This window comes from Arthrobacter sp. efr-133-R2A-63 (genome assembly GCF_030209795.1).
In the GTDB taxonomy this organism is placed as follows: Bacteria; Actinomycetota; Actinomycetes; order Actinomycetales; family Micrococcaceae; genus Arthrobacter; species Arthrobacter bambusae_A.
In genome coordinates this window covers 24,944-36,513 of record NZ_JARVRG010000038.1, presented here as the reverse complement: position 1 = coordinate 36,513, position 11,570 = coordinate 24,944, and the positions used below count along the sequence as shown (strand labels likewise).

12 protein-coding genes are annotated in these 11,570 nt (G+C 63.6%); 3 read left to right on the top strand and 9 right to left on the bottom strand.

What is annotated here, in order from left to right; all coding sequences use genetic code 11:
- Positions 1-76: 76 nt before the first annotated feature.
- The 5 genes from QRN45_RS19525 to QRN45_RS19505 all read right to left on the bottom strand — a co-directional run bounded on the left by QRN45_RS19525 (position 77) and on the right by QRN45_RS19505 (position 6,086).
- Complete coding sequence (locus QRN45_RS19525) at positions 77-946, bottom strand: fumarylacetoacetate hydrolase family protein (RefSeq protein ID WP_264637077.1); 870 nt, start codon at positions 944-946, stop codon at positions 77-79.
- A 194-nt stretch (positions 947-1,140) separates the two neighbouring features.
- Entirely contained in the window at positions 1,141-2,658 is a 1,518-nt protein-coding gene (locus QRN45_RS19520) for an amino acid permease (protein WP_241710320.1), read from the bottom strand.
- Positions 2,659-2,782: 124 nt separating this feature from the next.
- A complete protein-coding gene (gene aspA, locus QRN45_RS19515) occupies positions 2,783-4,207 on the bottom strand; it encodes an aspartate ammonia-lyase (RefSeq protein ID WP_284764341.1) in 1,425 nt (474 codons plus the stop codon).
- Positions 4,208-4,242: 35 nt separating this feature from the next.
- On the bottom strand, positions 4,243-5,259 hold the full coding sequence (locus tag QRN45_RS19510) for an asparaginase (RefSeq protein ID WP_264637991.1): 1,017 nt from the start codon (positions 5,257-5,259) through the stop codon (positions 4,243-4,245).
- A gap of 20 nt (positions 5,260-5,279) precedes the next feature.
- Positions 5,280-6,086: a FadR/GntR family transcriptional regulator gene (locus tag QRN45_RS19505; RefSeq protein WP_264637075.1), complete on the bottom strand. Its 807-nt coding sequence runs from the start codon at positions 6,084-6,086 to the stop codon at positions 5,280-5,282.
- A 58-nt stretch (positions 6,087-6,144) separates the two neighbouring features.
- Between QRN45_RS19505 and QRN45_RS19500 the strand changes: the two genes are divergently transcribed.
- Entirely contained in the window at positions 6,145-6,762 is a 618-nt protein-coding gene (locus QRN45_RS19500) for a hypothetical protein (RefSeq protein ID WP_264637074.1), read from the top strand.
- A 69-nt stretch (positions 6,763-6,831) separates the two neighbouring features.
- On the opposite strand, the gene QRN45_RS19495 is transcribed toward QRN45_RS19500, so the two are convergent.
- Entirely contained in the window at positions 6,832-7,338 is a 507-nt protein-coding gene (locus QRN45_RS19495; RefSeq protein WP_241710324.1) for a hypothetical protein, read from the bottom strand.
- A 111-nt stretch (positions 7,339-7,449) separates the two neighbouring features.
- Here QRN45_RS19495 and QRN45_RS19490 point away from each other — a divergent pair, with 111 nt between their 5' ends.
- Entirely contained in the window at positions 7,450-8,487 is a 1,038-nt protein-coding gene (locus QRN45_RS19490; protein ID WP_264637073.1) for a glycosyltransferase family 4 protein, read from the top strand.
- A gap of 13 nt (positions 8,488-8,500) precedes the next feature.
- Here the strand turns inward: QRN45_RS19490 and QRN45_RS19485 are convergent, their stop codons facing one another.
- The 3 genes from QRN45_RS19485 to QRN45_RS19475 all read right to left on the bottom strand — a co-directional run bounded on the left by QRN45_RS19485 (position 8,501) and on the right by QRN45_RS19475 (position 10,760).
- Positions 8,501-9,118 (bottom strand): uracil-DNA glycosylase family protein, encoded by a 618-nt coding sequence (locus QRN45_RS19485; protein WP_078107301.1) that lies wholly within the window; start codon positions 9,116-9,118, stop codon positions 8,501-8,503.
- Between the two features lie 157 nt (positions 9,119-9,275).
- Positions 9,276-9,671: an RNA-binding S4 domain-containing protein gene (locus tag QRN45_RS19480; protein WP_078107302.1), complete on the bottom strand. Its 396-nt coding sequence runs from the start codon at positions 9,669-9,671 to the stop codon at positions 9,276-9,278.
- Positions 9,672-9,725: 54 nt separating this feature from the next.
- Positions 9,726-10,760 (bottom strand): aldo/keto reductase, encoded by a 1,035-nt coding sequence (locus QRN45_RS19475; protein ID WP_264637072.1) that lies wholly within the window; start codon positions 10,758-10,760, stop codon positions 9,726-9,728.
- Positions 10,761-11,005: 245 nt separating this feature from the next.
- Here QRN45_RS19475 and QRN45_RS19470 point away from each other — a divergent pair, with 245 nt between their 5' ends.
- Positions 11,006-11,497: a flavin reductase family protein gene (locus QRN45_RS19470; protein ID WP_078107304.1), complete on the top strand. Its 492-nt coding sequence runs from the start codon at positions 11,006-11,008 to the stop codon at positions 11,495-11,497.
- Positions 11,498-11,570 lie beyond the last annotated feature (73 nt).

Sequence of the window (11,570 nt, the reverse complement as noted above, 5' to 3'; positions counted from 1 at the left end):
CAGCAACGACGCAGACAACCACCGTGGCGTTACACCACTATGCGGGACTCCACTGAGGGGTTGCGCGGGCGTTGCGTTACGTGGCTGGATGGAACTCTTTGCGCTGGCGGCCGAGTCCTTCTATTTCAATCTCTACAATGTCCCCGGTCTGGATATACGGGAAGCGGCCGGACAATGCCACGCCTTCGGGCGTACCCGTAATAATGACGTCTCCGGGCTCCAGCACCATGTGCTGGCTCAAGTGGTGGACAAGCGTGGCGGGATCGAAAATCAGGTCCGCGGTGGAGGAGTCTTGGCGAGCCTCGCCATTCACCCAGGTGCGTAGCCGTAGTGCGCTTGCATCTATCTCGTCGGCGGGAACCAGCCACGGCCCTAGTGGAGTGGATTGCGGGAGGGTCTTGCCTTTGGTCCATTGCCCGGCAGCGCCGGGGAGCTGCAGATCACGCTCGGACAGGTCGTTGGCCAGAACGTAGCCTGCGATGCACGCTGCAGCCTCGTCTAGGTCTGCCAAATAGGTGGCTTCCCGTCCGACGACAATTCCGAGTTCCACTTCCCAGTCGTATTTTTCCGACGAAGGCGGAATGGGGGCGGCGTCGAATGGTCCCGCGACGGTGTTGGAAGGCTTGAGGAAGACGACGGGCACTTCCGGCGGTGTGGCTCCAGACTCCGCCGCGTGCGCGGCATAGTTCAGCCCGATCCCGACGACGGTGCCTGGCCGGGCAATCGGGGCGCCGACTCGCAGTCCTTCGGTGTGAACGGCGGGCAACCTTCCGGCGTCGAGCGCATCCTGCGTGGCGGCGATACCGCCGCCGGCGAGGAACGCGCCGTCGATGTCGGCAGTCAGCGGGCGCAGGTCGAAGAACTTTTCCAGGCCTTCGGAATCTGTGGCGATGACCACCGGCTGCTCGTGGCCGGCCGGTCCTAAACGGGCAAATTTCACGTGCATTCTCTCCTTTGAGCTGCGGGGTGTCCTTCATCCATAGTGCCACCGGCCTTCAAATCGGCCTGGTCACATTTCGCGGGAATCAGGTGACGAAGCGCCGCACAGCTTCAGGCACCCAACCAACTCGCATTTGTTGTCGTTATCAGGCCCCAAAACGACAACAAATGCGAGTCAGTTGGGCAATAACGCCAAGGGGACTAGATCTTGTCCTCTGAGCCGGCAACCGGCAGGTTGGCGATCACGGGGGAGCTGCCGGTGAAGCCGTCCCGGGCTGCGGCAATCTCGTGGATTTGCTTGCGGCACAGGTACCAACCAACCACAATGAGCGCACAGGCGATGGCCGTGACCAGCATGGTGAGCGGAGAGTCGATGAACACCATCACCAGCACACCCACGAGGAACAGCAACGAAAGATAGCCGGTGTACGGGGCGCCGAACATCCGGAAGGACGGACGCTTCAGCCAGCCTTTGTCCGCCCAGCGCTTGAGCTGAATCTGGCACAGGACGATCGTGGCCCACGTGACGATGATGCCCACGGAGGCGACGTTGAGGACGATCTCGAACGCGTCGGACGGTACGAGGTAGTTCAGCGGGACACCGAGCAGGGAGACGCCGGCCGTGATCGCGATCCCGCCGTAGGGGACGCCGGCTTTGTTCATGCGCTGGGCGAACTTTGGAGCGGAACCCGCAACGGACATGGAGCGCAGGATGCGGCCCGTCGAGTACAGGCCGGCATTCAGGGAAGACAGGGCAGCGGTGAGGACCACAAGGTTCATGATCACGTCCACGCCCTGCACGCCGATGTGGCCGAAGAAGGTCACGAACGGGCTGACACCCTTGACGTACGAGGTGTACGGCAGCAGCAGCGCCAAGAGGATAACGGAACCGACGTAGAAGACGGCGATGCGGAAGACCACGGAGTTGATGGCCTTGGGCATGATCTTCTCGGGGTTCTCCGTCTCACCAGCTGCGGTACCCACGAGTTCAATCGAGGCGTAGGCGAACAGCACACCCTGCATGAGGATGATCATGGGCAGGATCCCGTTGGGGAAGATCCCGCCATGGTCTGTGAGGAGGCTGAAGCCGACTTCCTGGCCCGGTACCGGCGTGCCGAAGATGACGAAGAAGGTGCCGACCAACAGGAAAGCAACCAGCGCGGCCACCTTGATGAGCGCGAAGTAGAACTCCATTTCGCCGAAGACCTTGACCGAGACCAGATTCAGGCAAAGCACCACCAGAAGCGCGATCAGTGCCCAGGCCCACTGCGGAACGACGCCGATCCAAGGGACATATTTGCCGAAGAAGTTCATGTAGAGGGCCGCCGCGGTGGTGTCCACGATGGTGGTGGTTGCCCAGTTGATCCAGTAGAACCAGCCGGAGACAAACGCGGCCTTCTCGCCGTAGAACTCGCGGGCGTAGGAGACGAAGGAGCCCGACGACGGTCGGTGCAGCACGAGTTCGCCGAGCGCGCGCAGGATCAGGAAGGCAAAGAAGCCGCAGACTGCGTAAGCGATGACGAGGGAAGGGCCCGCCGCATTGAGGCGGCCTCCGGCACCCAGGAACAGGCCGGTGCCGATGGCACCGCCGATGGCGATCATCTGGATCTGACGCGGCTTCAGGCTCTTGTGATAGCCCGAGTCCTCGGCGTGGAGGAGCTTTTCAGTGGAGTGCGCCTGTGATGGGACCGTGTGGTCCGTGATGGGTGCATTGGTCATGGGAATCCTTAGGGGGTGTCCTGTTGGGGGTCCGGATCTCGCCGTCCGGCCGGTCTGTCCGTGCGTTCAGGCCCGACGGCGGCACGTGACTGCCGCCGTCGTCGAACGTTCTGCCCTGCTCAGCCTAGTTGCTGAGGTTGGCCAGGCGTTCGGGGCGGAGGAGCTCATCGAGCTGCTCCGAGGTCAGCAAGCCGTGTTCGAGAACGAGCTCGGCGACGCCCTTGCCGCTTGCCAGCGCTTCTTGGGCGATGGCGGTGGCGGAGGCGTAGCCGATGTGCGGATTGAGTGCCGTGACGAGTCCGATCGACTGCTCTACCGTGAGGCGCAGGCGTTCGGTATTCGCGGTGATGCCCCGGATGCAGCGCGACGTGAGTGTGCGGCACGCGGCTTCCAGGTGGGAGATGCTCTTGTGGAGGGTGTGGACGATAATCGGCTCGAAGGCGTTCAGCTGGAGCTGTCCCGCTTCGGCTGCCATGGTGACCGTGACATCGTTGCCGATGACTTCATAGGCCACTTGGCTGACCACTTCCGGGATCACCGGATTGATCTTGCCTGGCATGATGGACGATCCCGACTGCACAGCCGGGAGGTTGATCTCGCCCAGTCCCGCACGCGGTCCGGAGGACAGCAAGCGGAGGTCGTTGCAAATCTTGGAAAGCTTGACGGCGACGCGCTTGAGCACGCCGGAGAGGTGGACGAACGCTCCCACGTCCTGGGTGGCCTCGATGAGGTCGACCGATGTGACGAGCGGCAGGCCCGTGATCTCGGCCAGGTGCCGGCAGGCTGCGGCGGCGTACCCGACGGGGGCATTCAGGCCGGTTCCGATGGCGGTGGCGCCGAGGTTGATCTCGTGGATGAGCAGCTGGGACTCGGCCAGTCGAGCGCGGTCCTCGCCCACGGTCACGGCGTAGCCGCCGAATTCCTGGCCGAGGGTCATAGGGACGGCGTCCTGCAACTGCGTGCGGCCCATCTTGACCACGGCGCGGAATTCCTGGCCTTTCTCCGCGAAGGCGACCTGGAGTTCCTGAAGAGCCGCAAGAAGTCCCTGGACCGAGAAAATGGTGGCCAGGTTGACGGCGGTCGGGTAGACGTCGTTGGTGGACTGGCTCAAGTTGACGTGGTCGTTCGGGTGCAGCCTGGCGTAATCGCCCTTGGGGTGGCCGAGGATTTCAAGGGCGCGGTTGGCAATGACCTCGTTGGCGTTCATGTTGGAGCTGGTGCCGGCACCGCCTTGGATCACGTCCACCATGAACTGCTCGTGGAGCTTGCCGTCCAGGATGTCCTGGCACGCCTGCTCGATGGCGTCCGCCCGCTCGTCATCCAGGAGGCCGAGCTCGCGGTTGGTGCGGGCCGCGGCGAGCTTGACAGCGGCGAGGCCCTTGACGAGGTTGGCGTTGCTGGCCAAAGGGTGGCCGGTGATGGGGAAGTTCTCGATGGCGCGCAGCGTGTGCACGCCCCAATAGGCATCGGCAGGGACGTCGCGGTCACCGAGCAGATCGTGTTCCGAGCGGAACCCTGGAATTGTCATGGAGTGCACGGCAGATGTCATTGCTGTCCTTTGGTCTTTGCGCTTGTTTGGCTGCGTCAGTTGGATGCGAGGAAGTTTGCGGCACGGAGTACGCCGACAGGGTGGCCGCCGCCCAACACTGGTGGGCTGGCAAGGGCGGCGAGCTGGCCGCCGTCGAGCCCTAGTTCCTCAAGGACCCGGACGGTGACGGGCATTCGTGCGCGGTCGCCGCCGTCGGAAATCTTGATTGCGACCCCGGTGCCGTTCCGCAGGCCGATGAGCTGGAGTCCTTCGAAGCCGTCCTTGGCGAGCAACCCGGGAACCGTACGCATGATCGCTGTGACGTCGCGACCCTCGCCGGCCACCATCTCGGGGAAGGCGCGCATGGCATGGGCTACCTGGCCTTCTGCCTCCGCGCTGTCCGCAGCCGCCATACGGCCGTAGGCCCTGGCCATCCCGCGCAGGCTGTGGGCAAAGAGCGGGGTGCCGCAACCGTCTGTGCTGATGGCCGCTGCGTCTTCGCCCGTGAGTTCGGTGATGGTGTCCTTGACGAGCACCTGGAGGGGATGCCCGGGATGAAGGTAGCCCTGGACAGGCCAACCGTTGATGACGCACGTTGCGGCCATGGAAGCGTGCTTCCCGGAACAGTTCTGTGCGAGCTGGGTGGGCTTGCCGCCCGCGCGGAGCCATTCCTCGCGCTCGGCGGTGCCGTAAGGGAGGTCGGTGCTGTTTTCCAGGGCACTTTTGTCCAGGCCGTGCATTTCGAGGATGCGTGCGGCACCGTCGAGGTGCATCGCGGCGCCGGAGTGGCTTGCCGCGGTGAGGGCGAGGAGGTTCCCGGGAAGCTTGAGTCCAGCGCGGACCATGGCGACCGCTTGCAGCGGCTTGAGGGAGGACCGCGGGTAGAACGCGGCGTCGGGCTCGCCCGCTTCGAGGAGCGTTTCGCCGTCCGGCCCGACGGCGATCAGGGAGCCGTAGTGGATGCTCTCCACCAGGCCGTCTCGGGTCTGCTCCGCCAAGGGAACGTGGCGTGGGGTGGTTGCCGCAGGGGTGGGTGCGGGCATGGCGGTGTGCGTTGCATGCGGGGTGGGCATGACTTCCTTCAGTTGGTGGATCATTTGCTGAGGATGGTGTCCAACGCAACGCTGACGGCGCTGAGATGGTCGGCCATGGCGGCTTCGGCGGCGGGAGCGTCGCCGGATTCGATGGCCTCGACGATGCGGAGGTGTTCATCGTCTGAAGCATGCTGGCGGTCGGCCACCATGTTCAAGGTTTCGGATTGATGGGCCAGGGCTTCGCGGATGTCTGCGACAACGCTTTCGAAAACCTTGTTGCCGCTTGCGCGGGCGATGGCAGAATGGAAACTGGCGTCGAGGCTGACCCAGGTCTCAGGGTCGGTCTCGGCGGCCATTGAACCGACGATTTCCTTCAGGTGTTCGAGTTCTTCCTGGCTGCGGCGTTTCGCCGCCAGGCCGGCTGCCGGGACTTCGATATGCGGGCGTGCCTCGTTGAGGTCGCGTGCCGAGTATTGACCGAGCGTGAGGTCATTGGCTACCCGGTCCGCGACGACGAACGTACCCTTGCCGGTCTTGGTGACCGTCAGTCCGAGCGCAGTGCAGGAGCGGAGTGCCTCACGGATCACCGAGCGGCTTACCCCATAGTGTGCTGCCAGAGTGGCTTCGGAGCTGAGTTTGGCCCCCACTTCCACGGTTCCGTCTTCAATGTCGTGGCGGATGGCGCTGAACACGGCTTCCGCAGCACTGAAGCGGGCGAGGGGCCGGGGGCTTGATAGCCTGGCCGCTTGGGCCGGCCGGGGGACGGCGCCGCTTGTGGCGGTGCGCTGGCCAGCCGCAGCTTTCTGGCTGACGGCTGGCTGTCCAGTGGCGGCCTGTCCGGCTGTCCGGCTGTCTGACAGGTTCACCCTACGAATATGGCACGGGTCACAGGGCGGTGTCAATGTTGGGAGCATAATTACTCCCATGGCCAACCATCGGCGCGGGGGAGGGGATTCAACGACGCAGGTAACACCGCCCATCACGGTGGAGGTGCCGGTGGTCGGTATCGGGGCGGGGCCTTCGGACTATGAAGAGTTGGCGCGCTACGTGTTTGCCCTGCGCAGGCCGCAGGGATTGCACATGACGCTGTTGCACTTGGGTGCCCTGGATGACTTCTGCTGGGACGTGGCCGGTTGGACCAAAGGCAACACCAGCACGGAGTCAGCCTTGCTCAAGACTGTTGCGTGGCTTGAGGCTCTGCCGGTGCTGGACGGCTTCTCCGGGACCGCCGGCAGGCTCATTGTCCTCGGCAGCGGCGGAGTGTGCGGGCTGGAAATAGAGGTGCCCGCCTCGGTGCGTGACTTTCAGGTCTCCCTCGTGCACGCCCTTCACGGGCTACTGGATGAACTGCTTGTCGACAATATCGACGACTTCATCCTCAGCTCCCCTGCCCTTGGGTTCCGTTCGCCTCGCTGGGTACCCCATGTGGCAGTGGGCAAGCCATTGCACAGGGGCCGCGGGCCTTGGGAGATTGGCCGGGTGGGAGTTGAGTTCGGCGAATCCCGGATCAGGAACCGCCAAACCTTCCCTCAGTTGCCATAGTGGTACCTGCAAGCGGCGATTAGCACTTCGACGCCATCGTCAGTTTCGACGGACGTGTATCCGGAATTCCTATCCGTTGCTTCTGAGCCGGATCGTCCGGGCATGGTGGATGGCGGCCAAGGCAACCGCGCTGGCCGTGAGCCTGAGGGCGTGGACCCTGTACCAGCGCTTCAACAGGGGCCTGCGGCGCGTCTCTTCGAGCGGATAGGGGCTGAAGAAAAGCTTGGGGTTGACGGACCGAAGCAGGTACGCCGTAGCTGCGGCTCCCGTTGCGGAGCTGGCCGCACCCACCATCAGCCAAGCCTTGTTGTCGGAATGCTTCCAGCCGGCGACGAGGGCAGCGACGGCGGCAGGGGCACTGAGGGGCGCGATCGGCGCGTAGTAGCGCCCGGGGCTTCCAGAGCCAAACGGGGTTCGAGGGAGATCGCTGCTCGGTGCCGAGGCCGCGACCCGGTCCGGGATTTTGACGACGGCCTCATAGAGGTTGCCGAAGAACCAGTGTGCGTGCGTGAATTCCGCGACACCCAAGAGCCAATCAGCGAGCACATCCCGGCGGTCTGAAGAAGTCTGTCCCATGCCCACAATCTACCGCCGATGCTCGGTGCCGGACATGTGGTTCGCCTTCCACGTCAGCCGCCCGGCCTATATGGTCAGCACCATGGTCCGAGCACAGAAGGGCCAAACGACGTGAGCGATGGAGGGGAGCAGCCCTTGGTCAAGATCCGCATGATTTTGCCCGCGAATGTCCGACATCGTTCCGGGGGAAACATCTACAACGCGAGGCTGGCTGAAGCCCTCCGCGCCCAGGGCGCAGAGGTCTCGATCTGCACGCTCGACGGCGGCTGGCCTTCGGGAACTGCCGGAGACCGAAGCCGCTTTGCCGCCGCCCTTGCCGGAGAGGGACAGGCTATCTACATTGTCGACGGACTGATTGCCTCGGGAGCTCCCACGGAAATCGAGACCGCAATCACTGCCGGGCGTCGTGTCTGGGTGTTGCTCCACGTGCCCCCGTCCGCGGATGACCCACTTGGGACGAGGGCGCTACGCGCCGCGACAGGTCTTCTCTGCACTGGCTCGCGTACCGCCGAAGCGGCCAGAAGCCTTGGGTTGGGCGACGTGCACCTGGCGACCCCGGGGGTAGATCGCCCAACACGCCCAGGTCCGCGAGGCGCTGCGGCGGCAGCGCACTTCATCATGGTGGGCGCACTGCTCCCCAATAAGGACCAGATTTTTTTCGTCGACGCTCTGGCCCGGATCAAGGACCTGGCGTGGACAGCGGCGCTTGTTGGCTCCACCAAAGCAGACCCCTCGTACGCCGCGGCAGTGCAGGAGCGCATCCTTCGGAATGGACTGGAAAAACGGGTGAAAACAACAGGCGAGCTCTCCGGCCCGGCCCTGGAAGACCAGTGGAACCGGGCTGACCTTAGTCTGTTGATCTCACACTCGGAGTCCTTCGGCATGGTGGTCCAAGAGTCCCTGGCCCACGGCATACCGGTAGTGGTCCGAAAAGGAACCGGCGCCGTCGAAGCGCTCGGTGCCCACGGTGCCGGTGAAGCGATCGATCTCAGCGCAGGAATCGGATCGTTGGAGAAGTTCCTGCGGAGATGGCTCAGCGACGCTGCCCTACGCGAGGGCTGGCAGTCAGCAGCCGAGGCAGCGAGCAGTGTGTTGCCGCGATGGGAAGACACGGCACGGGAAGTCCTCCGCGCCGTCGTGGCGTCCTAAAGGCTTCCCCGCCCTACAGGTGCTGAATGCCCGCCCTCTGCATCGCGTCCCTGTAGGTTTCGATGTTCTTGGCCAGGAGTTCCTGCTGCTTCGCCTCGGACAGGGCAAAAGCCCGGCCACCGAGTGCGCTGGCCTTGTAGACCTTGATCCCGTGCTGCCGGAGCGGCGAGTGGTAGGTCTTCTCGAAGAGTGCCAGGAAAGCGGCGGCCTCCGCGCCGTGCGCGACGACAGCGGAAACCCTCTTGTTGATCTTGAGGAACTGGCGGAACGGGCGGAGACCGTCGGTCTTCTCTTGTGCGCTCAGTGCCGGGGGCAGTTCGGGGTCGCGGACCCATGGGTAGCAGTTCCACGGCATGACATAACGGACGTCCAAGTCGGCTGAGTCATAGATCAGCTGCGCACGTCGGGCGGCGTCGTCGTCATTGAGGTGCGATACGAAACCCGAGGTGGGGGCCCGCCCCGGGCTGGTCTGGAGGGTGACGATCCGGCACTCATCTTCGTCATGCACCGGATCGATGTAAGGCACGGAAGAACCAGGCCTTTTGGCCATCAGTTCGTCGCACAGCTGCGTTACGGCAGCAATGTTGGGCTCCTGTAGCAAGGCCCTTTTTTCGTCCCAGTCAATGGTCACGTTCTCTCCTTCGGCAGCGCGGCGTCCAGAATCGGCGTCCCTTGCCACTTTACGCCGTCGCTTTGCGCGTCGCTCACGCTCCTGCTGAGCCGAGGGACAAAACTGCCCGACGCCGGTCGGCGCGGCGAGCTTCCCGCCCGGCCATTAGTGCGGGTTACTACTGTCCCTTGAGCTTTTGCATGTCGCGCCGGTCCTTCTTCGTGGGCCGTCCTGCGCCGCGGTCGCGTTGAGGCAGCCCGAGTGCCGGCGCGGCGGGGCGCTCGGGGGTGTGGTCGGTGAAGCAATGGGACGCTGCTTCGGCGCCAACCCTTTTCGCAATGAGCCCGCGGACCTCAAGGATGCGCTCGAAGCCGGGCTGCCGTACACGGATGGTGTCGCCGATAATCACAGACTGGGACGCTTTGACCGGGTTCCCGTTGATTCGCACGTGCCCCGCCCTGCACGCGGTTGTGGCTGCGGAGCGTGTCTTGTAAGCACGGATGGCCCAAAGCCAGGCGTCAATGCGCACATTGCCGCTTTTTGATGTTTGGGCGGAGGTCGGAAGGCTAGTCATGATTGCGAACGAGTATAGTCGGCGCGCGGCCTGGACTATTGTCCGCGCGGCCGATTACCGGCGTCGAAGTTCCGCGTATTCAAGGTGCGGGACGACCGTACCCGCGTCGCGTTCCAGGAAGTTGGTACCGGGCGCGACGATATCGTCAATGGCATCCAGGACCGCTTCGTTCAGGACAACATCCGCGCCCTTGAGGTAATCGACCAGATGGTCCTCCGAGCGCGGACCGATGACCACGCTGCTGACTGCAGGATGATTCAATGCGAAACCGACAGCAAGCTGGATGAGGGTCAGTCCATGCCGTTCGGCAACGCGCCCCAAGGCATCGGCTGCGAGGAGTTTGTTCCTGTTGAACGGCGCCGAGACGTCGAAGCGCCCGGGAACGGCCGACGCGCGGGAGCTTTCGGGCTGGGGAACACCCACGCGGTAGTTCCCGGAGAGCCAGCCGCCGTCGAGCGGTCCATAGCTGAGCACGCCAAGGTTGTACTGCTGCGTGATCGCGAAGACGTCGCGCTCATTCGCGCGGACCAGCAAGGAATAGGGCACCTGGTCCACCACGGGCGGTATGAGGTGGTTCGTTGTGGCGATCCACTGGGCCTCCACAAGCTGCGACGGCGTGAACACCGACGTTCCGTAGTAGAGGATCTTGCCCTGCCGGATGAGGTCGTTGAGGGCCGTGATGGTTTCCAGGACGTCGGTGTTGTAGTCCGGACGGTGCGCCTGGTAAAGGTCGATCCGGTCTGTCTGCAAACGATTCAGGCTGCCCTCTACTGCTTTCATGATCCAGCGCCGGGAATTCCCCGCATGCGCGGGATTCGGCCCCATTTGCCCGTGGAACTTCGTGGAAAGGAAAACGTCATCACGCCTGCCATGAAGGGCCCGGCCAACAATAGCCTCTGCCCCGCCTTGGGAATAGATGTCGGCGGTGTCGACGCTGGTGATGCCGCCGTCGAGCGCCGCATGGATGATGCGGATGCTTTCTTCGGCGCCCGTGGGCGCCGAACCCGTCCCGAGGTTGAGGGTTCCCAGGGTAAGGGGGCTGATCAGGGCGCCTGTGCGTCCCAGGGTTCGAAGCTCGTTGAGGCTCATCTCCGGCTTCCTCCGTGAAAAATCAAGGCTGTGCAATGGATTGACACGACGCTACACATGTCGTGGCCGGCGCACTCGGAAAACGTACAAATTCTTCGCTTTTCGTATTGCGGGGTAATGAAAACAGCGCATGACGAATTAAGAATTGACTTCAATCGACACGTGAATACACAAATATTGCCGTTATCGGCATCGAGTGAATTAGTAGAAAGGCAGGCACGAAACTACAGAGGAAGGAACCCGCCATGACCCAGGCGACGGTGGATGGAGCCGCTTCGATCAAGCAGGCATTCGCGCAATTTCCCTCAGGCGTGGCGGCCTTCAGTGCCCTGGTCGGCTTTGCGCCCGAGGTCTTGGTGGCATCGAGCTTCACCGTGGGAGTCTCGCTCGAACCACCCCTGGTCATGTTTGCGGTGCAGAACTCCTCCACGACGTGGCCCAAGCTCCGGCGCGCCCCTCGACTGGGTGTTTCCATCCTTGCCCAGGGCCAGGAAGCCGTGTGCCTGCAGCTCTCTTCGCGGACCCAGGACCGGTTCTCGGGCCTCACGACGTCAACGAGCGACGCCGGTGCGGTGTCGATCGACGGCGCGGCGCTGGTGCTTGAATGCGAAGTGGTCTCAGAAACCCCTGCGGGCGACCACGCGATCGTCGTCCTCGAAGTGAAGTCCGTGGAGATCAATCATGACGCCGAGCCCCTCATCTACCACGGGGCAGGGTTCAGGCAATTGGCCGCCTGAGCTTGGGTCCGGCCCCAACTAGCTCGCATTTGTTGTCGTTTTGGCACGTCAAAACGACACCTAGTGCGAGTCA

Excerpts from the sequence above, each read along its gene's own strand:
- QRN45_RS19470 (WP_078107304.1), top strand. The coding sequence starts at position 11,006 with ATGACCCAGGCGACGGTGGATGGAGCCGCTTCGATCAAGCAGGCATTC.
- QRN45_RS19520 (WP_241710320.1), bottom strand. The coding sequence starts at position 2,658 with ATGACCAATGCACCCATCACGGACCACACGGTCCCATCACAGGCGCAC.
- QRN45_RS19475 (WP_264637072.1), bottom strand. The coding sequence starts at position 10,760 with ATGAGCCTCAACGAGCTTCGAACCCTGGGACGCACAGGCGCCCTGATC.
- QRN45_RS19480 (WP_078107302.1), bottom strand. The coding sequence starts at position 9,671 with ATGACTAGCCTTCCGACCTCCGCCCAAACATCAAAAAGCGGCAATGTG.
- QRN45_RS19495 (WP_241710324.1), bottom strand. The coding sequence starts at position 7,338 with ATGGGACAGACTTCTTCAGACCGCCGGGATGTGCTCGCTGATTGGCTC.
- QRN45_RS19525 (WP_264637077.1), bottom strand. The coding sequence starts at position 946 with ATGCACGTGAAATTTGCCCGTTTAGGACCGGCCGGCCACGAGCAGCCG.
- aspA (WP_284764341.1), bottom strand. The coding sequence starts at position 4,207 with ATGACATCTGCCGTGCACTCCATGACAATTCCAGGGTTCCGCTCGGAA.
- QRN45_RS19510 (WP_264637991.1), bottom strand. The coding sequence starts at position 5,259 with ATGCCCACCCCGCATGCAACGCACACCGCCATGCCCGCACCCACCCCT.
- QRN45_RS19500 (WP_264637074.1), top strand. The coding sequence starts at position 6,145 with ATGGCCAACCATCGGCGCGGGGGAGGGGATTCAACGACGCAGGTAACA.